Origin of the sequence: Rhodococcus sp. KRD197, from assembly GCF_017168235.1 — a bacterium.
Classification (GTDB): Bacteria; Actinomycetota; Actinomycetes; order Mycobacteriales; family Mycobacteriaceae; genus Rhodococcoides.
Map to the genome: position 1 here is coordinate 190,835 of NZ_JABFAO010000015.1, position 23,935 is coordinate 214,769.

Genomic DNA, 23,935 nt, shown 5'->3' on the forward strand with positions numbered 1-23,935 from the left:
TCCGGCCATGGCTGGCGACATCATCCCTATCGAACTCGGTCTCACTCGCGGCGACTTCGTCACCCTGTGGGCTCCGGAATGGCGCGAAGGCGATGACGAATGGGAGGCGTTCCTCGGTCACGAGGAAGATCTTTACGCCTTCGAAGCAGTCGCCCAGCTCGCCGCGTTCATCAGAACCGACGACGACAACGATCTCGTGGATCATCCGTCGTGGCCGGTCGTATCTGCCCTCGCAGCCAACGAATTGGAGCCGGACGACCTTCACCGCTTCGACCTGGTCGGCGTGCCGGAGCTCGTCGCCGAGGACCCCGACTCGGATACCCTCGCCGAGCTGGCCGCAACATTCGAGATGGTGCAGACCCTCGGTGATGTCTGCGAACTCGACAAGGTCACCGCCTTCTTCGCCAACAATCCTCACCTCGGCTCGGTCGGAATGGGCGTCGAGGCCTATGTCGGCAAGGACGGTCAGAATCTCTGGGACCGTGTCGGCGCGTCGATCGCCAAGAGCTGGGACACCGTCATCGATGCGCTGGATTCGATCGTCACATCGCCCGATGTCGACCCCTCCGCCGTCGACATCGCCGAAGCCGAACTGATCGCCGCGGCCGAGAACATCGTCGACATCGACGATGTCTCCGACGAGGACCCGGACGTCGAGACCGACGACGATGCAGACGACACCGACGATGCAGACGACATCGAGACCCCCGATCCGATCGCCGACGCGGCCGCCGAGGACACGTTCTGGGCCACCGTAGGCATCGATCCGATCAGAATCATCACCTCCGAGAACACGTACTACACACTTCGGTGCTACATCGATGACGATCCGATCTTCCTCGGTCGGGCCGGAAGCATCACGGTGTTCGGATCCGAACGCGCACTCGCTCGTTACCTTGCCGACGATCACGATCACGAACTCGCCAAAGTCAGCACCTACGCCGATGTGCAGACCGCAGCCGTGGACGGCTCGCTTCGCATCGAGGTCACCGAGGACAACGTGTACGTGCTGCCCGGACTGGCCGACGATCTCGCCGACGGACCCACCACCGTCGATCCTGAGCAACTGGACCTCGCGGTCGAATTGTTCACCGATGCGGCGGACTTCGCGGACGACGACTCGGTCGAGACCGCTCTGGCCAGTTCCACGCCGCTCGGCTGGTATGTCTCCTACACCCTCGAACCCGATCCGAACAGGATGGCTCCGAGCGCTCCGTTCGACGCCGAAGCCGAGGCGTGGCGGGCTCTCGAGCGCGAGTTCGAGAGCCGCCTGCGCAAGGAGTGACCCGGCAAGGAGCGATCCGGCTCAGCCGACCAACACCGCGTAGCCCGGTTTGACCACGTTGTCGATGAGGTCGAGCCGTTCGTCGAACGGGATGAAGGCGGATTTCATCGCGTTGATGGTGAACCGCTCGAGGTCGGTCCAGGCGTAGCCGAACGTCTCCGCCAGCTTGTGCATCTCACGGGTCATCGATGTGTCACTCATCAGCCGATTGTCGGTGTTGACGGTGACGCGGAACCTCGCCCGCGCGAGGAGGTCGAACGGGTGCTTCTCGATACTGTCGACGGCCCCGGTCTGCACGTTGGAGCTCGGGCACAGCTCGAGCGGCATTCGTTTGTCACGAACGTACCCCGCGAGCAGACCCAGCGTCGGCGTACCGTCCGCTGCGACGGTGATGTCGTCGATTATCCGCACGCCGTGGCCGAGACGATCGGTGCCGCAGAACGCGACCGCCTCCTGAATGGACGGTAGCCCGAAGGCTTCGCCGGCATGAATAGTGAAGTGTGCGTTGGATGCTCGCATGTACTCGAATGCGTCCAGGTGGCGAGTGGGAGGGAACCCTGCTTCTGCACCGGCGATGTCGAAGCCACCGACGCCGCGGTCACGGAACCGCACCGCGAGTTCCGCGATTTCACGCGAACGCGCGGCGTGACGCATGGCGGTGAGCAAGCAGACGACGCGAATCTTCTTGCCGTTGACCCTCGCTGCGGATTCGCCGGCGCGAAATCCTTCGAGAACGTGTTCGACTACCTCGTCCAGGCTCAGGCCTCGGTCGAGGTGTTGCTCGGGAGCGAACCGAACCTCTGCGTAGACCACTCCGTCCTCGGCGAGGTCCTCGGCGCATTCACGGGCGACCCGTGCTAGCCCCTCCGGTGTCTGCATCACCGCAACGGTATGTGCGAACGTCTCCAGGTAGCGCTCCAGCGAACCACTGTCGGCGGCGTTACGGAACCACTCCGCCAAGGACGCCACGTCCGATGCGGGCAACTCATCGTAACCGCAGTCGTCCGCGAGCTCGAGAACGGACTGCGGACGCAGTCCGCCGTCGAGATGGTCGTGCAGAAGGGCTTTCGGGGCAGTCTTGATGGATCGCAGATCGAGCGGCGTCGAACCGCTCGCTTTCGATGGGCTCTCGGCGGTGCTCATGAATTGACGGTAGCGTGATCGGGACAGCCGCGCGGGTCTACAGCCGTCAACCGCCGATCCGTTCGATGACGATCGGTGACACATCTGGGGTTGCGGCTCCGATTGTCCACGCGCCGTCGATCGCCGCACGTGCGTAGTCGAACTTCTCCGGCGTATCGGTATGCAGGGTGGCCAGCGTCTGACCCGTCACCACTCGGTCACCCGGTTTCGCGTGCAACCGAACACCCGCGGCCGCCTGTACCGGCTCGCCCTGGCGCTCCCGCCCGGCGCCGAGCCGCCACGCGGCTACCCCGACCTGCATCGCATCCAGGGCACCGACCACCCCGTCTGCAGGTGCGGTGACCGTCTGGGTTTCGCGTGCCCTCGGCAGTGGAGCGTCGGGGTCGCCGCCCTGCGCTACGACCATGGCACGCCATCGGTCCATGGCCGTGCCGTCAGCGAGTTTGTCGGCGGGGTCGACGCCTTCGATCCCGGCCGCAGCGAGCATCGTGCGCGCGAGTGTGATGGTGAGTTCGACGATATCGGCCGGTCCCCCGCCGGCGAGCACCTCGAGCGATTCCTCGACCTCTAGGGCATTGCCCGCGGTGAGTCCGAGCGGGCAGTCCATGGCCGTGAGGAGGGCGACGGTTCGCACGCCCGCATCGTTGCCGAGATCGACCATCGCTCGCGCCAATTCTCTTGCGTCGTCGAGGTTCTTCATGAATGCGCCGGCGCCCACCTTCACGTCCAGCACCAACGCCCCCGTCCCTTCGGCGATCTTCTTGCTCATGATGGAGCTGGCGATCAACGGAATTGACTCGACGGTGCCGGTGACATCGCGCAACGCGTAGAGCTTCTTGTCGGCCGGGGCGAGGTCTGCGCCGGCAGCGCAGATCACGGCGCCGACGGCGGGGTCCGCCAGGATGGAGTACATCTCGTCGCCGCTGAGGTCGGCTCGCCAACCGGGGATCGATTCGAGCTTGTCGAGGGTGCCGCCGGTGTGTCCGAGACCGCGCCCGGACAGTTGTGGCACCGCGGCCCCGCACGCCGCCACGAGAGGTGCGAGTGGAAGCGTGATCTTGTCTCCCACTCCACCCGTCGAGTGTTTGTCCACGGTCGGCCGCGGCAAAGACGAGAAGTCCATTCTTCGTCCCGATCCGATCATCGCGGCGGTCCATCGGCTCAGTTCACCTCGTGTCATCCCGCGCCAGAAAACTGCCATGGCGAGCGCGGACATCTGCTCGTCGGCAACGAGCCCTCGAGTGAACGCATCGATGACCCAGTCGATCTGCCCGGAGGTCAGCTCGTGGCCGTCGCGTTTGGCGGTGATGATGGAAACAGCGTCAGACATGGTTGCCCAGTCTGCCCGACTCGAGGTCGTCCGGCCCGAAGGCCGAAGGCAACAACGCTCCGAGCGGCGTAGGCCCGGCATCGGTGTCCACGAGGAGATCTGCGCCGCCGAACTCGAACAGCAACTGACGACACCGTCCACACGGCATCAGTTTCGCCCCCCTGCTATCGCAACAGGCGAAGGCGATCAACCGACCACCCCCGGTGGAATGGAGGTTCGAGACCAACCCGCACTCTGCACACAGGCCCAATCCGTATGAGACATTTTCCACATTGCATCCGACGACAATTCTTCCGTCGTCCACCAACGCGGCTGCACCCACCGGAAAGTTGGAATACGGGGCATAGGCTTGCCTCATTGATCGATGAGCATTGTCTCGCAACGAGTTCCAGTCGATTTCGGGCATAGAAACAATCAAAGCACGGCCTCGACCGTCGCGCATCGTGATCCACTTGACCGATCACGAAGAATTGGGCAGGCAAACCTAAGATGCAAACACGGCCCGGTACGAACCAGTAGTCGAATTAGTTCCGGGTTTGCAATGGGTTTACAGTCGAGCTTGGCGGCTCTTCATAACCGACTGAGCCGGAGTTCGACAAATCGAGCCAGGTTCTTCTCCTCGTTACCGGGCTCGACGCGTCCACCATTGACGTTGGAGGCTTTGCACTCGATGAGTAGTACGACGGAAGTCGCTCCGGCGAAGGAGCGTAAGCGGTCTCTGTACCGCGGGGACCCGGGCATGTGGTCCTGGGTTCTGCATCGAATCACCGGTGTGTTGGTGTTCTTCTTCCTTTTCGTCCACGTTCTGGATACCGCGATGGTCCGGGTCAATCCCGAGACGTACGACGCCATCATCGACACCTACAAGACGCCGCTCGTCGGCCTCATGGAGATCGGTCTCGTCGCCGCAGTGCTCTACCACGCACTCAACGGCATTCGCGTCATGTTGATCGACTTCTGGTCACAGGGACCGAAGTACCAGAAACTGATGCTGTGGGTCATCGCCGCGGTGTGGATCGTGGTCATGATTCCCGGAGCGGGCCGAATCTTCTACAACATGTTCACAGCGGGCGGGCACTGATGGCAACCACTCACGGATCCGAGGCCAAGACCCTCGGCACGAATCACGACCGTCCAGCCAGCCTGGACAATCCGCGCTCGCCGAGACGCAAGTCGCGGAGCAACTTCGAGATGTACGCATGGCTGTTCATGCGTTTCTCCGGCCTGGCACTCGTCGTTCTCGTCCTCGGCCACATGTTCATCATGTTGATGCTCGACGAGGGTGTGCACCGGATCAACTTCGCATTCGTCGCAGGCCGCTGGTCGAGCCCGTTCTGGCAGTTCTGGGACCTGACGATGCTGTGGCTGGCACAGCTGCACGGCGGCAACGGTCTGCGCACGATCATCGCGGACTACTCACGCAAGGACTCGACGCGGTTCTGGCTGACGACGCTGCTCGTCCTGTCGATGATTCTCATCATGGGCCTGGGCACCTACGTCATCTTCACCTTCGATCCCAACATTTCGGCGAGCTAAGGGAACTGAAGCATCCATGCAGGAACATCGTTATGACGTGCTCATCGTCGGCGCCGGCGGCGCAGGTATGCGAGCGGCCATCGAGGCAGGGCCCGAGGCCCGCACGGCAGTACTGACCAAGCTCTACCCCACTCGCTCACACACCGGCGCAGCGCAGGGCGGCATGTGCGCGGCGCTGGCCAATGTCGAGGAAGACAACTGGGAGTGGCACACCTTCGACACCGTCAAGGGCGGCGACTACCTCGCCGATCAGGACGCGGTCGAGGTCATGGCCAAGGAAGCCATCGACGCTGTTCTCGACCTCGAGAAGATGGGGCTTCCGTTCAACCGGACGCCAGAGGGAAAGATCGACCAGCGCCGTTTCGGTGGCCACACACGCGATCACGGCAAGGCGCCCGTCCGACGGGCGTGCTACGCCGCCGACCGCACGGGTCACATGATCCTGCAGACGCTCTACCAGAACTGCGTCAAGCACAACGTCGAGTTCTACAACGAGTTCTACGCGCTCGATCTCTGCCTCACCGAGACCGAGAACGGCCCCGTCGCCACCGGCATCATCGCCTACGAGCTTGCGACCGGTGAACTGCACATCTTCCACGCCAAGTCGATCGTCTTCGCGACCGGCGGCTCGGGACGCATCTACAAGACGACGTCCAATGCCCACACCCTCACCGGTGACGGCATGAGCATCGTCTTCCGCAAGGGATTGCCCCTCGAGGACATGGAATTCCACCAGTTCCACCCGACAGGCCTCGCCGGACTGGGCATTCTCATCTCCGAGGCTGTCCGAGGCGAAGGTGGCATCCTTCGCAACGAGGACGGCGAGCGCTTCATGGAGCGGTACGCACCGACCATCAAGGACCTCGCGCCCCGCGACATCGTCGCGCGGTCGATGGTCCTCGAGGTCCTCGAAGGACGCGGTGGCGGGCCGAACAAGGATTACGTGTACATCGACGTCACGCACATCCCCGAGGAGGTCCTCGACGAGAAGCTCCCCGACATCATGGAGTTCTCGCGCACCTATCTCGGTGTCGACCCGGTCAAGGAACCAGTGCCCGTGTACCCGACGTGTCACTACGTCATGGGCGGTATTCCCACCAAGATCAACGGCGAGGTCCTGCGCAACAACGACGACATCGTCCCCGGCCTCTACGCCGCCGGCGAATGCGCGTGTGTTTCGGTGCACGGAGCGAACCGTCTGGGAACCAACTCCCTGCTCGATATCAACGTCTTCGGCCGCCGCGCGGGTATAGCCGCAGCGAAGTACGCCAACTCGGTGGACTTCACTCCGCTTCCCGAAGAGCCGGCCAAGATGGTCCAGGACTGGCTCGAGCTGATTCTCTCCGACCACGGTCATGAGCGCGTCGCCGATATCCGGTCCGAAATGCAGCAGTCGATGGACAACAACGCCTCGGTGTTCCGCACCCAGGAACGTCTCGAGACCGCGTTGAAAGACGTCCGCACCCTCAAGGAGCGGTACAGCCACATCACGGTGCAGGACAAGGGCAAGCGCTACAACAGCGACCTGCTCGAAGCCATCGAGCTCGGCTTCCTGCTCGAGATGGCAGAGGTGACCGTCGTCGGTGCCCTCAATCGCAAGGAATCGCGCGGCGGGCACGCTCGTGAGGACTATCCGGATCGCAACGACGCGGAGTACATGAAGCACACCATGGCCTACAAAGAAGGGCTTGGCCTGCTCACCGACATCCGTCTGGACTACAAGCCTGTGATCCAGACCCGTTACGAGCCGATGGAGCGGAAGTACTGACATGAGCGCACCCACCCTCGACAAGCCAGATCAGTCATCGGAGCCGCCCGTGCCGAACGGCGCGGTCATGGTGACGCTCAAGATCGCTCGCTTCAACCCGGAGAGCGGTGACGGTCAGCGCTGGGACAGCTTCCAGGTACCGACGCTGCCGACCGACCGACTCCTGAACCTGCTGCACTACGTCAAGGGTTACCTCGACGGCACGCTGACGTTCCGGCGGTCCTGCGCTCACGGTGTGTGCGGTAGCGACGCGATGCGGATCAACGGCGTCAACCGTCTTGCCTGCAAGGTGCTCATGCGCGACATGCTGCCGAAGGACTCGTCGAAGACGCTGACCATCACGATCGAGCCAATCCGCGGGTTGCCGGTCGAGAAGGATCTCATCGTCGACATGGAGCCCTTCTTCGAGGCATTCCGCGCCGTCAAGCCCTTCCTCATCACCAGCGGCAACGAGCCGACGCGTGAGCGAATCCAGAGCCAGGCCGACCGGGCACGGTTCGACGACACGACCAAGTGCATTCTGTGTGCGTGCTGTACCACCTCGTGCCCCGTCTACTGGAGCGACGGAAGCTACTTCGGGCCCGCAGCAATCGTCAACGCACACCGTTTCATCTTCGACAGTCGCGATGAAGGTGCTTCCGAGCGACTGGACATCCTCAACGACGTCGAAGGAGTCTGGCGTTGCCGGACCACCTTCAACTGCACCGACGCATGCCCCCGCGGCATCCAGGTGACCAAGGCTATCCAGGAAGTCAAGCGCGCGTTGTTGTTCGCTCGCTAGACTCCTCCCCCTTCGGCATGAATGGGCCATTGCAACGGTTAGACAGTTGCAATGGCCCATTCATGCGTCCAGGGGATGCGTCCAGGGGACGGTCAGGATGCGTCCAGGGGACAGTCAGGCCACGCCCAACCGGACGTCCGGGGCGCCGAGCCGGGCTGCATCGGCGGTGTCGTCATCGAGTTGCTGCTGTGAATCCCGTTCTGCCAGCACCCGTAGCCGATAGTGCTCGATCTCCTCGGCCACGTGCCGCTCGTCCCAGCCCAGGACCGGTGCCACGAGGCGCGCGACCTCAGCAGCTGCCGCGTCGCCGCGGTCCGGCACCTCGATGGAAATGCGGGTACGACGAGTCAGAATGTCGTCGAGATGCTGCGCCCCTTCGTGACTCGCCGCATAGACCACCTCGACGCGCAAGTACTCGGGCGCACTGTCCAGAGGCTTGCCCAGCTCCGGATCTGCCTCGATCAACTCCAGCAGTTCGTTGATCAGCGTGCCGTACCGACCGAGCAGGTGCTCGATGCGTGAGACCCGCATGCCGGCGCGCTCGGCCGTCAGATTGCGCGAGTTGTAGGCACCGAGGTAGCCCTCGGCACCGACGAGTGGGATGTTCTCGGTGACGCACTTGGGCACGTTCCGCTCGAGCCCGTGCACCGCGGCGTCGACTGCGTCCTTGGCCATCACGCGGTAGGTGGTGTACTTGCCACCGGCGATGACAGTCAGGCCACGTACGGGACTCGACACCGCATGTTCACGGGAAAGCTTACTGGTGGAATCGGATTCACCGAACAGCAATGGTCGAAGACCCGCGTACACGCCGACGACGTCCTCGTGATCGAGTGGGTCGGCCAACAACTTGTTGACGTGCCCGAGGATGTAGTCGATGTCGCTGCGGCTCGCAGCAGGATGCGCCAGGTCGAGCTTCCAATCGGTATCGGTGGTGCCGATGATCCAGTGACTACCCCACGGAATGACGAACAGCAGGGACTTCTCGGTCCGGGTGATGATGCCGGTGGCACTGTTGATTCGATTGCGCGGCACCACCAGGTGGACGCCCTTCGATGCGCGGACCTGAAACTGTCCTCGGCCACCGACCATCTGCTGAACCTCGTCGGTCCACACTCCAGCCGCATTGATGACCTGCTTCGCCCGCACTTCGAAGGAGCGACCGGTTTCGAGATCGCACGCGAGGACGCCGACCACCTTGTCGTCCTCCCGCAGGAAACCGGTGACACGAGTGCTGTTGGCGCACAACGCTCCATATGCCGCTGCAGTGCGGGCGAGCATCATGGTGTGACGTGCGTCGTCGACCTGTCCTTCGTAGAACTTCACCGCACCGCGGATGGCCGAGCTCTTGCCGGACGGAAACGATTCGAGGGTCTTCTTCTTGCCGAGGTGCTTGTGGTGACCCGGTACGCCACGTCCGGCACCCATGACGTCGTACACACCGATACCGAGCCCGACGTACCCGCGGTCGATGATCTTTTCGAGCGGGTAGATGAAGGGAACCGGACGAGCCAGGTGCGGACACAACGTGTTCAGCACCAAAGAACGCTCCTTCAGTGCCTCGAACACCAGTGAGAAATTGAACTGCTCGAGGTACCGCAGACCGCCGTGGAAGAGCTTGCTCGAGCGGCTGGAGGTGCCGGCTGCGTAGTCACGAGCCTCGAGCAAACCGACCTTCAACCCACGTGTCACAGCATCCAGTGCTGTGCCCGCGCCGACGACCCCGCCGCCGATGACCAGAATGTCGAGCTCCTCGGATTCCATTCGGGCGAGGGACTCGGTACGTGCCGCCGGCGACAGCACCGTCGTGGTAGAACTCATTCTTCATCAACCCAATCCAAAGTTCGCGTTACTGCTTTCTTCCATCCGGCGTAGAGCTTTGCCCGTTGGTCCTCGTCCATCGACGGTGTCCAGGTCTTGTCCTCGGCCCAGTTCTCGCGAATGTCCTCTTCGCTCGCCCAGTAGCCGACGGCCAGTCCGGCAGCGTATGCCGCTCCGAGAGCCGTGGTTTCGGCAACCACGGGCCGCACCACGTCGACACCCAGAATGTCCGCCTGAAACTGCATCGACAGCTCGTTGACGACCATGCCACCGTCGACCTTGAGTACTTCGAGATCGACACCGGAGTCGGCATTCATGGCTTCGATGACCTCACGCGTCTGATACGCGGTGGCCTCGAGAACCGCCCGTGCGAGATGGCCTTTGTTGACGAAGCGAGTCAAACCCACGATGGCACCGCGCGCGTCGGCCCGCCAGTGCGGTGCGAACAGGCCCGAGAACGCGGGCACGAAGTAGGCACCGCCGTTGTCCTCCACCGAGCGGGCATCGGTCTCGATGTCTGCAGCGTCGGAGATCATGCCCAGGTTGTCGCGAAGCCATTGCACCAATGAGCCGGTGACGGCGATGGACCCTTCGAGTGCGTACACCGTCGGTTGGTCACCGATTTTGTAGCAGACCGTCGTCAGCAGTCCGTTCTTGCTCATCACCTTTTCGGTACCGGTGTTGAGGAGCACGAAATTGCCTGTGCCGTACGTATTCTTGGCCTCACCCGGGGACAGGCACGCCTGGCCGAATGTTGCTGCCTGCTGATCGCCCAGGATGCCTGCGATGGGTACATCACGGAAGGGTCCACGTTCGCGGCCGGTGCCGTACACCTCGGAACTGGACTTGATCTCGGGCAGCATGGAGAGCGGGATACCCATGTCGGCGCAGATGCCCTCGTCCCACTGCAGGGTGTCGAGGTCCATCAGGAGGGTGCGAGAGGCGTTGGTCGGATCGGTGTAGTGCAGGCCCCCGTCCGTGCCGCCCGTCATGTTCCACAGGACCCAGGTGTCCATGTTGCCGAAACAGAGCTCGCCCGCTTCTGCCTTGTCGCGGGCGCCGTCGACGTTGTCGAGGATCCACTTCACCTTCGGTCCGGAAAAGTAGGTGGCCAAGGGGAGTCCGGTCGTGGCGGTGTACTTGTTGGCGTCACCGCCCCCGAGGGCCGTCGCGATTCGGTCGGTACGGGTGTCCTGCCAGACGATGGCGTTGTAGATCGGCTTGCCGCTCTTGCGGTCCCACACCAGCGCCGTTTCGCGCTGGTTGGTGATACCCACGGCGGCAATGTCCTTGCCCGTCAGGTCGGCTGCAGCCATGGCACCTGCCGCAACGGCTCGTACGTTGTCCCAGATCTCCGCAGCGTCGTGCTCGACCCACCCTGCCTGCGGAAAGATCTGTCGATGCTCTTTCTGATCGGAGGCGATGACGGTGCCCGCGTGATCGAAGATCATGCAACGTGAGGACGTCGTCCCCTGATCGATCGCGGCGATGTACTGCCCTGTCGTGTCGGTCATAGCTTCTCTCCTGATGTCTGAGCGACTGCGGGTTCCGGGAGTCGAGACGGCGCCTCGGGCGTCGCACCTAGTTCTTTGCGCAGGTTCTTTCCGATGAGCAGGTCGTACAGGAACACTCCTATCGGCCCGCCCACGAGTGGCCCGAGGATCGGGACCCAGAAGTACAGGCTTCCGTATTGATCACGCCACGCCCCACCGTATCCGGTGAAATACGACGCGAGGCGGGGTCCGAAATCTCGGGCTGGATTGATCGCGTAGCCAGCATTGGTGGCCCAGGCGAATCCGATGGCGACGACGATGAGTCCGACGATGAAGGGCGCCAGGTTCGCCCTCGGTGCGGTGCCGAGCGAATCCGTCACCGCCACAATCAGGAACAGCAGTATTGCAGTGCCGATGATCTGGTCGATCAGCGCCGAGCTCACGCTGACCGGCAGCGTGCCGTTACCGGGAAGCGTCGAGAAGATCGTCTGCGTGGCGGTGGTGTGACCGGGGTCGATCGCATTGATCATGTCGTTGTAGTTCCAGCGGACGAGTAGGGCTGCGACGAACGCACCCGCTGTCTGCGCCAGAACGTAAGGTGCCACCCGCCACCACTCGAAACCGCGGAAGAGCGCGAAGGCGAACGTCACGGCGGGGTTCAGGTGTGCGCCCGTGATTCGACCCGCGACGTAGATGCCGAACATCACTCCCAGGCCCCATCCCCACGCGATGGAATCGTGTCCGCCGAGGCTGCCGTCGGCGCCGCCCGAGACAACCTGTGCGACGACACCCGCGCCGAAAAGAATCAGAATCATCGTGCCGGCGAACTCGGCGGCCATCTGCGCCGGCAGTCCCCACTCCGCGTCCTTACCCGTCATCTTCGAGCCTCCAAGAATTGGTGATGCACGCCACATTGGGTGCAAATGCCACGGTAGATCGCTTGCACTATCTTTCAAAGCTGGTGCACATATGTGCAAAACGGACCTACACTGATCCTTGTGTCCGAGCCAGGCCCTCTACCGGAAACCGATCTGCGGATCGGCCATGCCACGCAGGCCGCTCGGCTGTACTACTTCCAGGACATGACGATGGCGGCAATCGGTCGCGAGCTGGGCGTATCTCGTTCGACGGTGTCGCGGCTCATCACGTTCGCACGAGCGTCGGGACTCGTGGAAATCAAGGTCTCCACACCTCTCGGGCAGGCGCCCCGCATCGAGCAAGCATTCGCCGATCGGTACGACATTCGTGCACACGTCGTGCCTGTCTCGGAAACCGTCGACGACTTGCAGCGGCTCGACCGCGTTGCCACGTTCGCCGGTCGATTGCTGACGTCGTACGTCGAGTCGGACATGGTCATGGGAGTCGCCTGGGGAACCACCGTCAGCGCGGTCAGCCGCAAGCTCGCTCCCAAACGCACCCACAACTCGCACGTCGTTCAACTCAACGGTGCGGCCAACACCCGCACCACAGGGGTGTCCTACGCAACCGACATCATCAGGACTTTTGCAGACGCGTACGGCGCTGCGGCGCAGGGATTTCCCGTACCGGCGTTCTTCGACTACCCCGAGACACGCGCGCACCTGTGGCGCGAAAGAAGCATCAAACGCGTCCTCGAGCTACAGGACCGCATGGATCTGGCGGTGTTCTCCATCGGTGTCGTCGGCGGCGCGGTACCCAGTCACGTCTACAGCGCCGGCTACCTCGAACGCGGCGATCGCGCCGAACTCGAGCGCGACGGCGTCGTCGGCGACATCGCGACGGTATTCCTGCGGTCCGATGGCAGCTACGACCGCATTGCCCTCAACGCCCGATCGAGCGGCCCCAGTCTCGACCGACTCAAAGCAGTCCCCCGCCGTCTCTGCATCATCGCCGGCGAGTCCAAGATCGATGCGCTGAACGCGGCGCTGAAAGGCGGCTTGATCACCGACCTGGTGATCGACGACATCAGTGCCGCGGCGTTGGTGATGCGCTCACTGTGAGTTCCCGACGCACAATCAGGTGGTGCGGCGAAGGCCCGCGCTGAGCCATCCCGATATGCGTGGAACGACGGCGACCAGATCCGGCGCGACTTCGGTGTCGAGAAGGTCCGAGGCCAGCTGGCGCGCAGCGTAAACGGATGCGACGAAGACTTCCGCTGGCAGGTCTGGATCCAACGTGGCGTCGGTGTCGCACTGGCGTCGATGTTCCGCATGCAGAACTGCAGCGAGCCCATGGAGAGCGGCGCGGCGACGGTCACGAGCGATTCTTCCGGCGGCATCCATCTCGACCTGGAAGGCCCGCGCAACCACCAGGTCACTCTGCAGCGTCGTCAAATAGGCGATGAGGATTCGAGTGACGTCGGCTTCGATATCGCCGTATGCCAGATGGGCAATCATTTTCTGGGTGAGCACGGTGATGAACCGCTCGTAGGCCGCGTCCGCGCACTGCTCCTTGTCCTCGAAGCATTCATAGAATGACGAGCGAGAGACCTTCGATCGGGCGACCACTTCCTTCACGCCGGTAGCTGCGTACCCGTGCGCGGCCACGAGCTCGGTGAACGCGATCATCAAACGCTCGCGATTGATATCGAGTACGGCCTCGCGGTCGAGTCCGTGCGGTCCACGGGGCAGCTTCGGTGGAACGGTGAAGAAGATTCCGTCGGTGATGGAGGGAATGTGCTCGGAGTTGTGCAATTGCTGGCGGATCGGACCATCTCCTAGTAGCGTACGTTCGCGTACTTAACTCACTGTCACACCGAATCGAGGAGAAGCTGTGCAGCTTCGTCGTTCGATAATGCCCGCCACAGCCATAGCGCTCACGGTTGCGGTCACGTCCCTGCTTGCACCCGTCACCGCGGCCGGGGACCCAACCTGGCCACTGAGCACCGATTCGATCATGAGCACCGTCACCGACCTTACCGAAATGGCGCCGCGCGCAACCGGTTCACCGGGTGGAGCCCGCGCCGCTGACTATGTTCAGGAACGTTTCACCGCCGCCGGCCTGCAGGTACACGTCGAGGAAAACTCTTCATACGATTGGATTGCCTCCGATCATGCCTTGCACGTGGGCGCGTCCCGCATCGACGCCAATCCCGTCTCGCACTCGTTCATCGGTGCCGACGCTCGCGCGAGCTACCGCACCACCGGGCCGGACGGGCTCGAGGCAGAGGTCGTCGACATCGGCCGCGGAGACGGATCCGGCGTCGACATGAGCGGCAAGATCGTTCTTTTCGACCTGTCCTTCTATCTTCCCCTGGTCGGTCTACTACCGCTCGCCGAACACATCAACGACCCGGACGGGATGCGCTTCGACCCCGACACCCTGCTGTCCGCCAACCCCTACCTCACCTCGCTCGAATCGACGGTACGCACCGCCATGGCGGGAGGCGCTGTCGGTTTCATCGGCGTACTTGCGGACTACTTCGATTCCAACCGCTACCACAACGAGTACTACCGCAGACTGGCGGTCACCCTGCCCGGAATGTGGGTGACGGCGAAAGACGGTGCGGCATTGCGTACCTCGCTGCCCGGCAACGGCAATCGAGCGCGGATCGATCTCACCGTCGATCGCCGTGAGGTGACGGCACGAACGGTGGTCGGCATGCTCCCGGGCCGCACGAACGACACCGTCATGGTTCAGTCCCACCACGATTCGGTAGGACCCGGTGCCGTAGAGGATGCCACCGGAACAGCTGAGGTGATCGCCTTGGCCGAACACTACGGTGCCCTTGCCACACAACCCGGCTACGAGCCACGCGAGAAGTCGCTGATGTTCGTCACGTTCGACACCCACTTCACCGGCTATCAAGCGCATATGGCGTTCGTGGACAAGTACATCACGTCGCCGAGTACCCCCTGGCGCATCGTCGCGAACGCAACGATCGAACACGTGGGCAAACATGCCCGTAAGAACGTCGACGGCACCCTCGTCACCCTCGACGTCCCCGAGCCGAAGGGAGTCTTCGAAACCGTCAACCTGGGCCTGAAACTCGACATGGCCGACGCGCTTGCACGCAATGACGTGAGGGCGACGACGATGCTCAACGGCGCTCCCTTCGACTATTTCCGCCTGGGTGTTCCCACTGACGCCTCGTTCGTCCTCGCCGCAGGTATTCCCACCATCAGCTTCATCGCCGGCCCGCTCTACATGTACGACGACGCCGACACCATCGACAAGGTCGATCGCAGCCAACTGACTCCCGTCGCACTGTTCTTCCGCGACATGCTCGACCGGATCGACCGCGAGCCGAGCGACTCCATCGGACTCATACCTGCGGGGATACGGTGAGACACACGGGGCGCGCCCTCTCAGTCGTGATGTGTCTGGCGGTGGCGGCCGCGGCACCCGTCGCCGCCTCGGCGGAAGGCTTCGACTCGACAGTGGCGCCCCGCATCGTCCGAGCGCAGGAAGTACACGAGGGTCCGGTCGCTCTCCCCGGCGCAGCGAAGACACTCGTGGTCACGTACGAGTCGACCTCGGTCGCAGGCCACCCCACCCCGATGACGGGATCGCTGCTACTGCCGTCGACGCCACCACCTCCCGGGGGATGGCCGCTCGTCGTGTGGAGTCACATGACCACCGGTGCCGCCGATCGGTGCGCCCCGTCCACCGCGTCGTACGGTGACCCCGAGCTGGCCCGAATGACGAGCGGTGACGCCGTCGTCACGGGTCTGCTCGACTCCGGGTTCGCCGTCGCCAGGCCCGACTACGAAGGCATGGGCGGACCCGGGACCCATCCGTACCTCATCGGGTCATCGCTCGCGCGCTCCGTGGTCGACATAGCGCGCGCCGCGCAGACCTACTATCCCGACATCGGCACCGATGTCATCCTCGCGGGCCACTCCGAGGGCGCGGTCGCATCCCTGTGGGCCGCCGCGCTCCCGGTCGAAGAATGGGGCGGATTGTCCCTGCGCGGTGTCGCCGCGCTCGCCCCACCGACACAGATGGGGACGATCGTCACCCAGGCGAGCCGTATCCCTTGGGCGGGACCCGGTATTGGTGACCTGGTGGGCCTGGCTGCACTGATGATCAACGGTGCATCGGCCGTCGACGAGGATTTCCACACGCTGACCACCGAGGGTGGACTGAGCGCTCGAGCATCCGAGGCAATGGCCGAGGTAGACACGTTGTGTTACGGCGAGCTGGCATCGGCGCAGTCGATCGGAGCGCTCGCCCCCAGCGAGTTACTCGGCCCCCGCGGCGAGGAGGCCCTGGGGCGTCTTGCCGCGATCACCGATGCGAACGACGTCGCTCACCTGTCCATCGATACCCACATCCCCGTGCGAATCGATGCCGCACAGTCCGACGCCGTCGCACCCCTCCCTGTCGTGGTCGGTCTCGCGGAGAGCTACAGACGAGCGGGGAACGAGGTGACCTTCGCGCACCATCCCGGTGGTCATACGGACGTCGCCACCCGTCCTGGCGTCGCGGCACAGATCGTCGACTGGACCAGACTGGCGTTCGACCGACATCGACCGCTTCCGTCGCCCGCTCCAACCACTGCGAAAGAATCTCAGAATTCCTCGTACGTGTCCGGGTCCTGATCCCAGATTCGGCCACGCTCGAGCCCGGAGATAGCAGCGACCTCGTCGTCGGTCAGTTCGAATCCGAAGACGTCGAGGTTCTGGCGCTGACGGTCGGGATTCGACGATTTGGGGAGCGGGATCGCACCGAGTTGGACGTGCCAGCGCAGCACGACCTGTCCCGGCGTGACGCCGTGCGCCGCGGCGGCGTCGGCGATCGGCGCAGCCGCGAGCAGTTCGGAGCCGCGGCCGAGTGGGCTCCAGCTTTCGGTGACGATGCCGTGTTCGGCGTGGTAAGCGCGCAACTCGGCCTGCGGAAAGTACGGATGCATTTCGATCTGGTTGACGGCGGGCACCACCGCGGTCTCCGACGCGAGCCGGTCCAAATGCTCGACCGTGAAGTTGGAGACGCCGATCGACCTGACCTTTCCTTCCTGTTGCAGATCGATCATCGCGCGCCACGTGTCGACGTACTTGCCGACCCTGGGTAGCGGCCAGTGAATGAGCAGCAGGTCGATGTAGTCGACCGCCAGGTCGTTCATCGACGTCCGTGCCGACCCTTTCGCTTCGTCGTAGCCATGAAAGCGACCCGGAATCTTGGTCGAAATCGAGATGTCCTCACGCGCGACCAGCGAGCTGGCCACAGCCCGACCCACTCCGCTTTCACTGCCGTAACTCAGGGCGGTGTCGATCAGGCGGTATCCGGCGTCGAGTGCCGACGTGACCGTCGACGCCATGTCCTCACCTTCGGACTGCACGGTCCCGAGGCCGAGGAGCGGCAGGACGTGTCCGTCGTTGAGTGTGATCGTGGGCGTCATAGGGGTCCTTTCAGAACTTCAGCCAAAGAATGAAAGCAGTCAGTGCGAACTGTGGGGTGCATTGAATCGTGTCAGGATCTGGATCGGAGATCGCTCGCCCTCCACACCGCCGACTCCCCCACCCTCCTGCATCAGGATTCTGCATGCCAGCCTGGCGTCGGCTCGCAGATCGTGATGGAGGATGGCCGAGACCGACCCGGACCGCAACAACCGACGGTTGTCACTGTCGAGATCGTGGCCGACGAAGACCCGGCAGCGTCGACCCAAGCGCTCGAAAGCTCGCACGGCGCCGGTGTTTCCGCCGCCGATCGAGTACACCGCTTCCAGACGATCGTGCTCGGCGAGGGCGCGCTCGACGAGTAGTTCCACTGTTTCGTCCAGACCCTCGCTGTCGGTGATCTCCACGACGCGCCTACCCGCCGTGCCCCGTTCACTGCCCAGCGCGCGCAGCGTGCTGCGAAAGCCCATCTCGCGCTCGCCTTCGTTGCGAAAGATGTTGCTGGTCGAGACGATGAGAACGGCGGCGTCGCCGTCAGCGAGCCAGCTGTCCACCAGGTAGGCCGCAGTTGCTCCAGCCGCTCTGTTGTCGATTCCGACGTAGCTGGATCTCTTGCTGTCCGGCACATCGGTCACGTACGTGACGACCGGGATGCCGACCTCGACGAGATGATCGATCGTGGCAACCACGTCCGGATCGTCGGGTGCCTTGACGATCACCCCGTGCGACCCTTTGGCGGCAATCCTCGTCAGGTCCTCGACCATCCTCGGCACCGATTCGGTCTCCCGGAGGTGAAATCGACACCTGACCACGGCCGGCGACAGCATCGGCAGCTCGGCTTCCAATGCCGACCTGAATTCCGTCGAGAACCGCGCCGGTGTTTGCATCACGACGTCGAACAAGAACTTGCGGCCGTTCAGCTTGAGCTGCGTCCGCTGCTTGTCGAGGTCTGTGATCGCCTGTTGGACTTCAGCTCTCGTATTCGCCCGGACGCCTGGCCGATCGTGCAGCACTCGATCTACCGTCGCTTCGCTCAGGCCCGCCTGCTGGGCGATCTCGCGAACCTTGTAGCGATGCGTCACGCCCGGACTCCTGAGGTATTTTTGACGGCTTTTCGACCTTGATAGTACGGCAGCGCGAGTACAGACTCGTGACTGTCACCTCAGCTTCATCATTCGTTAGGACACTCGCAATGGGCGTTATCCTCGGCGTAGTCGGCCTCGGCCGAATCGGCGCTTTCCACACAGCCACACTGAGCACCCTGCCCGGTGTCGACGGCCTGGTCGTCACCGACGAACGTCCGGCGGTCACCGCGGCCGTTGCCGCCGAGTTCGGCGCGAAAGCCGTCGACAGCGCGGCTGAACTGATCGCGTCGGGCGTCGACGGGGTTGTCGTCGCCGCAGCGACACCCGCACACGCCTCGCTGGTCCTGGCCTGCGTCGATGCCGGAATTCCGGTGTTCTGCGAGAAGCCACTCGCCGCGACGCCAGGTGAGAGCGTCGCCGTCGTCACCGGCATCGAATCCTCCGGCGTGCCGGTTCAGATCGGTTACAACCGCCGCTTCGCCCCGGCCTTCGCTGCCGCCAAGAACGCGGTGACCTCCGGCGAGCTCGGGTGGCTGCACACCGTCCGCTCGACGACTCTCGATCCCGCGCCCCCTCCGATGGACTACGTCGCCGTCTCCGGTGGCATCTTCCGCGACTGCAGCGTGCACGACTTCGACATCGTTCGCTGGATCGTCGGCCGCGAGGTCGTCGAGGTCTACGCGGCGGGTTCCAACCAGGGCGATCCGGCTTTCGCCGCCGCAGGCGACGTCGACACCGCTACCACCACACTCACTTTCGACAACGGCACCATCGGCGTGGTGTCCAACACCCGCTACAACGCGCGCGGCTACGACTGCCGACTCGAAGTACACGGCAGCGAGGATGCCGTCGTGGCCGGATGGGACGAGCAAGTTCCCGTCCGCAATCTGGAAACGGGCGCCACCTTCCCCACCGGGACTCCACACAGTTTCTTCATGGATCGCTTCGCTTCCGCCTACCAGCTCGAATTGGGTGCGTTCGTCGACGTCGTCGAGGGCCGTCTCGAATCTCCCTGCACGCCGCGAGATGCACTCGAAGTCGCCTTCATCGCAGAGGCCGCGACACTGTCCCTACAACAGCACCGCCCGGTGCGAATCGACGAGGTACGACTGTGACCACTACGAAGAACCAGACCGACATCCGTATCGCCGGAGCACCGATCTCCTGGGGCGTCTGCGAGGTACCCGGGTGGGGTCACCAGATCGCGCCCGCCCGCGTGCTCACCGAAATGCGCGACGCCGGGCTGACCGCCACGGAAGTCGGACCGGAGGGATTTCTGCCCGCCGATCCGAACGAGCTCGCCGCCACCCTCGACGAGGTCGGGCTCACATCCGTCGGCGGCTTCGCCCCCGTGCTTCTGCACGACGCCGATCACGATCCGGTCCCCGGCATCGCACCGCTCCTCGACGCTTTCGTCGCCTCGCGAGCCGAGGTCATCGTGCTTGCCGCCGTCACCGGGACCGACGGCTACGATTCTCGCCCCGAGCTCGATGAGAATCAGTGGAACACATTGCTGCGCAACTTGGATCGCCTCGAACAGGCGGCTGCCGATCGTGGCATCCGAGCGGTGCTGCATCCCCACGTCGGCACCATGGTCGAGCAGCGGGACGAGGTGTACCGGGTACTCGACGGTTCCGCCATCGGACTGTGCCTCGACACAGGTCATCTCCTCATCGGCGGAACCGATCCGCTGGACCTCGTCACCTCGCACGCCTCTCGGATCACCCACGCGCACCTCAAGGATGTCGATGCCGCGCTCGCGGCGCGGGTGCAATCGGGCGAACTGACGTACACCGAGGCCGTCGCCAGCGGCATGTACACCCCGCTGGGCACAGGTGACGTCGACATCGAACGGGTTGTTCTGGGATTGCTCGACGCCGGATTCGACGGTTGGTTCGTGTTGGAACAGGACACGATTCTCACGGCCGAACCGACCGACGCCGGACCCGTGATCGACGTCATCGCCAGTGTCGCCTACCTTCGTGAAGTGGTGAAAGCCCGCGTACCGTCCACGGTATGAGCGGGCTGCGAATCGGCGTTCTCGGTGCGTCGCGAATCGCCGAGAACGCAATCGTCGAGCCGGCCCGCATGCTCGGTCACCGCCTCGTTGCCTGTGCCGCACGGGACCACGGTCGGGCCGAAGCGTTTGCCTCGAAACATGGTGTGGAACGCGCCCTTCCGTCGTATCAGGACCTCATCGACGACCCGGATGTGGACGTCGTCTACAACCCGTTGGCCAACTCTCTGCACGCACCCTGGAATCTTGCGGCAGTCAGAGCAGGAAAGCCCGTGCTGACCGAGAAGCCCTTCGCTCGCAACCGCACCGAGGCCGCGCACGTCGCGGATCTCGCTTCAGCACAGGGCGTCACCGTGATGGAGGGGTTTCACTACCTCTTTCACCCGGTCACGCGACGGCTGCAGCAGTTGCTGAGCGAGGGCACCCTCGGTGAGCTCCGGCATGTCGAGGTGGCGATGCGCATGCCGACTCCCGCGCCGACCGATCCGCGTTGGTCGCTCGAACTTGCCGGTGGAGCACTGATGGATCTGGGCTGCTACGGACTGCACTCCCACCGGCTCCTCGGAAGTTGGGCAGGAGGATCTCCTAGGATCGTCGAGGCACGCGCTGTCGAGCGGTCCCCAGGAATCGACGAAACCTTCGACGTCGACCTCGAATTCCCGAACGGGGCGACCGGTGCGTCCCTGAATTCGATGATCCATCCAGCCCACCAGTTCACGCTGACATTGTTCGGATCGAAGGGCCGAGCATGTGCCCACAACTTCATCGAACCGCATCAGGACGATCGAATCACCGTCACGATCGGTTCGGACACCACGGTCGAGAACCTCGGCACGCGGTCGTCGTACACCTATCAGTTGGAGACCTTCGCCGAACATCTGACCGAGGGAACGCCACTGCCGATCGACGCTGACGACGCAGTTGCGAACATGACCATGGTCGACGAGGCTTATCGCGCCGCCGGAATGTCACCTCGCTGAGTTCTGCGTCGAGCGTTCTGCTTCACGCGCCGGGCGCGACCCACCTTCCGGAGTCGACGGACTCGGTCATGGCGTCCAGAACCTTGGCACTGCGCACGGCGTCCCACACCGTGGCGCCGATCGGCTTGCCCTCGGCGATGGACCGCAGGAAGCGTTCGGCTTCGATGACCTTGAGGTCGTCGTAACCCATCGAGGACGCCGAGCCCGGTTGAAAGGCCCCGTATTCGCCCTGCTTCGGTCCCACGTAGATGGTCGAGACCGGCTGATCCTGGTACCTGTCTCCGAGGCTGACCGCGAGTTCGCCGAGGCGCCGGAAATCCCAGAAGACCGCGCCTTTGGTGCCGTGGATCTCGAATCCGTAGGCGTTCTGTTCGCCGACCGACACGCGGCTCGCTTCGAGCGTTGCCCGTGCGCCCGAGGCCAACCGAATCTGACTGCTCACGAAGTCTTCGTTCTCGACCGGACCGAGTTCACCTCCGGTGGCGAGTGCGTGTCCACTGGTCGCCCCGAGCGGCGTGGCCCGCTGTGGCACGAAAACCGCGGTGTCCGCGACCAGAGAATCGATGTCCCCCAGGAGGTACCACAGCAGATCCGCGCCGTGCGAGGCGAGATCACCCAGCACTCCGTTACCTCCGCGAGCCCTCTCGAACCGCCAACTGAGGGCGCCGTCCGGGTGCGCTGCGTAGTCACTGAAGAATCGAAAACGAGCGTGGGTGACGGTACCGAGCTCGCCGGAGTCGATGAGTGCCTTGGCTTCCTCGACGGCGGGTGCATTGCGGTAGTTGAATCCGACGGACGTCTGCACTCCCGCCTTGTCCGCGGACAGGGCCACAGCACGCGCATCGTCGGCGGACAAGCCGACTGGCTTTTCGATCCAGATGTGTTTGCCCGCCTCGGCCATCGCAGTTCCGATGCTGCGGTGCAGGAAGTTCGGGGCCGTGATGGACACAGCGCCGATTGCCCGATCCGCCTCGATGTCGTGCCAGTCGGTGGTGGACCCTTCGAAACCGAATTGCGCGGCCGCTTCCTCGGCCCGTCCCGGGACCTCGTCGGCGACAGTCGCGAGCGTCGGGGCCAGAGCGAGGTGCGGGTAGTGATGCCGGATGCGGGCGTAGGCCTGCGTGTGCACGCGGCCCATCCAACCGAAACCGGCGACGGCGACCCTGATTCCCTGCGGTGAACTCGTGCCGTGCGGTGAACTCACTGGTGTGTCTCCTCGAAAGCTGGAAGAAGGTGCGAACCGACCGGCGCCCACGAACCTTTTGGACCGGTCCAATCCGTGGTCAGTCTTGCCGATCCAACGCAGGCGTGTCAACACCCCTGCGCCTGCTAGCGTCGTCGAGACACCGCCCCTCTCGCACGAAAGGACCCCACGTGGCGCAGCCGACCATTCGTACCGTCGCCGCCCACGCCGGGGTATCCAAATCGCTTGTTTCACTGGTACTTCGCGGATCGAGCTCAGTCAGCGACGAGAAACGCGAGGCGGTCGAGAAGGCCATTCGCGAGTTGGGTTACCGCCCCAACCTCAGCGCACGTAGCCTCAGCCAGCGCCGAACGAACATCGTGGGAGTGCTTCTCAACGACCTGCGCAACCCATGGTTCGTCGACTGCCTCGAAGGGATGAACTCGGTTCTGCAGCAACATGATCTGAAAATGTTCCTCGCCGATGGCCGACTGGACCGCAGCTCCGACGAGTCCTTCGTGGAAAGCTTCATGGATCTGCGGCTCGACGGCCTGGCTCTCGTGGGCACTCGAAACCCCACGCCGGCGATCGCTGAGGCAGCCGCATCCATGCCTACCGTGGTCGTCGCGAGCCGCGATCTCGACTTTCCGGGCGTCGACATCGTTGCCAGCGACGACGAGCTCGGAACCCAGCTGGCGGTAGGCCACCTCGTCGACTTGGGACACAGCGCAATCGCGCACGTCGCGGGCCTGGGCGCGGTGGCCGACATCCGCGCCGAGAGCTATCGAGCGGCGATGACGGCGCACGGACTCACCCGTCACATCCGTGTGGAGGAGAGCGACATGACCGAGGACGACGGGCACCGCGCAGGGACCCGGCTGCTGCAGACAGGTCGACCCACCGCAATCTACGCCGTCAACGACCTCGTCGCGATCGGCGTCATGACCGCCTGCCAGGACATGGGACTGGCGGTCCCGGCCGAGGTGTCGGTGGTGGGATACGACAACACATCCATCGCACAACTACGACATGTGCGGCTGACGAGCGTGGAAAACGCGACCGTCGAGCTCGGACGGCGGGCGGCTACCGCGCTGGTGGAGCGTATTGCGGACCCGTCGGCTGCAGGCTCACTGCAGCTCGTCCCGCCCGCCATCCAGGTGCGTGGGTCCACCGCCGCGACTGGCGCCTGACGGCCG

The 23,935-nt window shown here is 63.8% G+C and carries 22 protein-coding genes; 12 read left to right on the forward strand and 10 right to left on the reverse strand.

Features of this window, described 5'->3' with window-relative positions; genetic code table 11:
* Positions 1-7: 7 nt before the first annotated feature.
* On the forward strand, positions 8-1,285 hold the full coding sequence (locus J1M86_RS21725) for a primosomal protein (protein WP_206511325.1): 1,278 nt from the start codon (positions 8-10) through the stop codon (positions 1,283-1,285).
* A 21-nt stretch (positions 1,286-1,306) separates the two neighbouring features.
* Here J1M86_RS21725 and J1M86_RS21730 read toward each other — a convergent pair whose 3' ends face one another.
* The 3 genes from J1M86_RS21730 to J1M86_RS21740 are packed head-to-tail and all read right to left on the reverse strand — an operon-like array spanning position 1,307 to position 4,164.
* Positions 1,307-2,428: an adenosine deaminase gene (locus J1M86_RS21730; RefSeq protein WP_206511326.1), complete on the reverse strand. Its 1,122-nt coding sequence runs from the start codon at positions 2,426-2,428 to the stop codon at positions 1,307-1,309.
* Positions 2,429-2,474: 46 nt separating this feature from the next.
* Complete coding sequence (locus J1M86_RS21735; protein ID WP_206511327.1) at positions 2,475-3,758, reverse strand: thymidine phosphorylase; 1,284 nt, start codon at positions 3,756-3,758, stop codon at positions 2,475-2,477.
* Positions 3,751-4,164: a cytidine deaminase gene (locus J1M86_RS21740; protein WP_075840736.1), complete on the reverse strand. Its 414-nt coding sequence runs from the start codon at positions 4,162-4,164 to the stop codon at positions 3,751-3,753. Before J1M86_RS21740 ends, J1M86_RS21735 begins: the two co-directional genes overlap by 8 nt.
* A 264-nt stretch (positions 4,165-4,428) precedes the next feature.
* Here J1M86_RS21740 and sdhC point away from each other — a divergent pair, with 264 nt between their 5' ends.
* From sdhC to J1M86_RS21760, 4 genes are read left to right on the forward strand one after another with little or no spacing between them, the layout of a single operon-like run.
* Positions 4,429-4,839, forward strand: a complete 411-nt coding sequence (gene sdhC, locus J1M86_RS21745; RefSeq protein ID WP_075840761.1) for a succinate dehydrogenase, cytochrome b556 subunit — start codon at positions 4,429-4,431, stop codon at positions 4,837-4,839.
* Positions 4,839-5,294, forward strand: a complete 456-nt coding sequence (locus J1M86_RS21750; protein WP_075840737.1) for a succinate dehydrogenase hydrophobic membrane anchor subunit — start codon at positions 4,839-4,841, stop codon at positions 5,292-5,294. The genes sdhC and J1M86_RS21750 overlap by 1 nt, the downstream gene beginning before the upstream one ends.
* A 16-nt stretch (positions 5,295-5,310) precedes the next feature.
* Positions 5,311-7,062: a succinate dehydrogenase flavoprotein subunit gene (gene sdhA, locus J1M86_RS21755; protein ID WP_206511328.1), complete on the forward strand. Its 1,752-nt coding sequence runs from the start codon at positions 5,311-5,313 to the stop codon at positions 7,060-7,062.
* 1 nt (position 7,063) lies between these two features.
* Positions 7,064-7,843: a succinate dehydrogenase iron-sulfur subunit gene (locus J1M86_RS21760; RefSeq protein WP_075840738.1), complete on the forward strand. Its 780-nt coding sequence runs from the start codon at positions 7,064-7,066 to the stop codon at positions 7,841-7,843.
* 114 nt (positions 7,844-7,957) lie between these two features.
* Here the strand turns inward: J1M86_RS21760 and J1M86_RS21765 are convergent, their stop codons facing one another.
* The 3 genes from J1M86_RS21765 to J1M86_RS21775 are packed head-to-tail and all read right to left on the reverse strand — an operon-like array spanning position 7,958 to position 12,035.
* A complete protein-coding gene (locus tag J1M86_RS21765; protein WP_206511329.1) occupies positions 7,958-9,664 on the reverse strand; it encodes a glycerol-3-phosphate dehydrogenase/oxidase in 1,707 nt (568 codons plus the stop codon).
* Positions 9,661-11,178, reverse strand: coding sequence for a glycerol kinase GlpK (gene glpK / locus J1M86_RS21770; protein ID WP_206511330.1), 1,518 nt, complete (start codon positions 11,176-11,178; stop codon positions 9,661-9,663). Before glpK ends, J1M86_RS21765 begins: the two co-directional genes overlap by 4 nt.
* Complete coding sequence (locus tag J1M86_RS21775; RefSeq protein ID WP_075840762.1) at positions 11,175-12,035, reverse strand: MIP/aquaporin family protein; 861 nt, start codon at positions 12,033-12,035, stop codon at positions 11,175-11,177. The genes glpK and J1M86_RS21775 overlap by 4 nt, the downstream gene beginning before the upstream one ends.
* Before the next feature lie 120 nt (positions 12,036-12,155).
* On the opposite strand from J1M86_RS21775, the gene J1M86_RS21780 reads away from it, so the two are divergent.
* A complete protein-coding gene (locus J1M86_RS21780; protein ID WP_075840739.1) occupies positions 12,156-13,136 on the forward strand; it encodes a sugar-binding transcriptional regulator in 981 nt (326 codons plus the stop codon).
* 15 nt (positions 13,137-13,151) lie between these two features.
* On the opposite strand, the gene J1M86_RS21785 is transcribed toward J1M86_RS21780, so the two are convergent.
* Entirely contained in the window at positions 13,152-13,829 is a 678-nt protein-coding gene (locus J1M86_RS21785; RefSeq protein WP_206511331.1) for a TetR/AcrR family transcriptional regulator, read from the reverse strand.
* A 79-nt stretch (positions 13,830-13,908) separates the two neighbouring features.
* Between J1M86_RS21785 and J1M86_RS21790 the strand changes: the two genes are divergently transcribed.
* Together J1M86_RS21790 and J1M86_RS21795 are read left to right on the forward strand one after the other, a co-directional pair.
* Positions 13,909-15,423, forward strand: a complete 1,515-nt coding sequence (locus J1M86_RS21790; RefSeq protein WP_307786708.1) for a M28 family peptidase — start codon at positions 13,909-13,911, stop codon at positions 15,421-15,423.
* A 41-nt stretch (positions 15,424-15,464) separates the two neighbouring features.
* A complete protein-coding gene (locus tag J1M86_RS21795; RefSeq protein WP_307786709.1) occupies positions 15,465-16,679 on the forward strand; it encodes a lipase family protein in 1,215 nt (404 codons plus the stop codon).
* On the opposite strand, the gene J1M86_RS21800 is transcribed toward J1M86_RS21795, so the two are convergent.
* Positions 16,649-17,476, reverse strand: coding sequence for an aldo/keto reductase (locus tag J1M86_RS21800; RefSeq protein WP_206511332.1), 828 nt, complete (start codon positions 17,474-17,476; stop codon positions 16,649-16,651). The two genes, J1M86_RS21795 and J1M86_RS21800, sit on opposite strands and share 31 nt — an antisense overlap.
* 39 nt (positions 17,477-17,515) lie before the next feature.
* Complete coding sequence (locus tag J1M86_RS21805; protein ID WP_206511333.1) at positions 17,516-18,556, reverse strand: LacI family DNA-binding transcriptional regulator; 1,041 nt, start codon at positions 18,554-18,556, stop codon at positions 17,516-17,518.
* A 110-nt stretch (positions 18,557-18,666) separates the two neighbouring features.
* Between J1M86_RS21805 and J1M86_RS21810 the strand changes: the two genes are divergently transcribed.
* From J1M86_RS21810 to J1M86_RS21820, 3 genes are read left to right on the forward strand one after another with little or no spacing between them, the layout of a single operon-like run.
* Positions 18,667-19,674, forward strand: a complete 1,008-nt coding sequence (locus J1M86_RS21810; RefSeq protein WP_206511334.1) for a Gfo/Idh/MocA family oxidoreductase — start codon at positions 18,667-18,669, stop codon at positions 19,672-19,674.
* Positions 19,671-20,579, forward strand: coding sequence for a sugar phosphate isomerase/epimerase (locus tag J1M86_RS21815; RefSeq protein WP_206511335.1), 909 nt, complete (start codon positions 19,671-19,673; stop codon positions 20,577-20,579). Before J1M86_RS21810 ends, J1M86_RS21815 begins: the two co-directional genes overlap by 4 nt.
* The gene (locus tag J1M86_RS21820) at positions 20,576-21,556 is read left to right on the forward strand and encodes a Gfo/Idh/MocA family protein (RefSeq protein WP_206511336.1); all 981 of its coding nucleotides are present in this window, start codon (positions 20,576-20,578) and stop codon (positions 21,554-21,556) included. The genes J1M86_RS21815 and J1M86_RS21820 overlap by 4 nt, the downstream gene beginning before the upstream one ends.
* Positions 21,557-21,578: 22 nt before the next feature.
* Here J1M86_RS21820 and J1M86_RS21825 read toward each other — a convergent pair whose 3' ends face one another.
* Positions 21,579-22,760 carry a Gfo/Idh/MocA family protein gene (locus J1M86_RS21825; protein WP_206511337.1) on the reverse strand — a complete coding sequence of 394 codons (1,182 nt, stop codon included), beginning with the start codon at positions 22,758-22,760 and terminating at the stop codon, positions 21,579-21,581.
* Positions 22,761-22,930: 170 nt separating this feature from the next.
* Between J1M86_RS21825 and J1M86_RS21830 the strand changes: the two genes are divergently transcribed.
* Entirely contained in the window at positions 22,931-23,929 is a 999-nt protein-coding gene (locus J1M86_RS21830; protein WP_206511338.1) for a LacI family DNA-binding transcriptional regulator, read from the forward strand.
* The last annotated feature ends 6 nt before the right edge of the window (positions 23,930-23,935 follow it).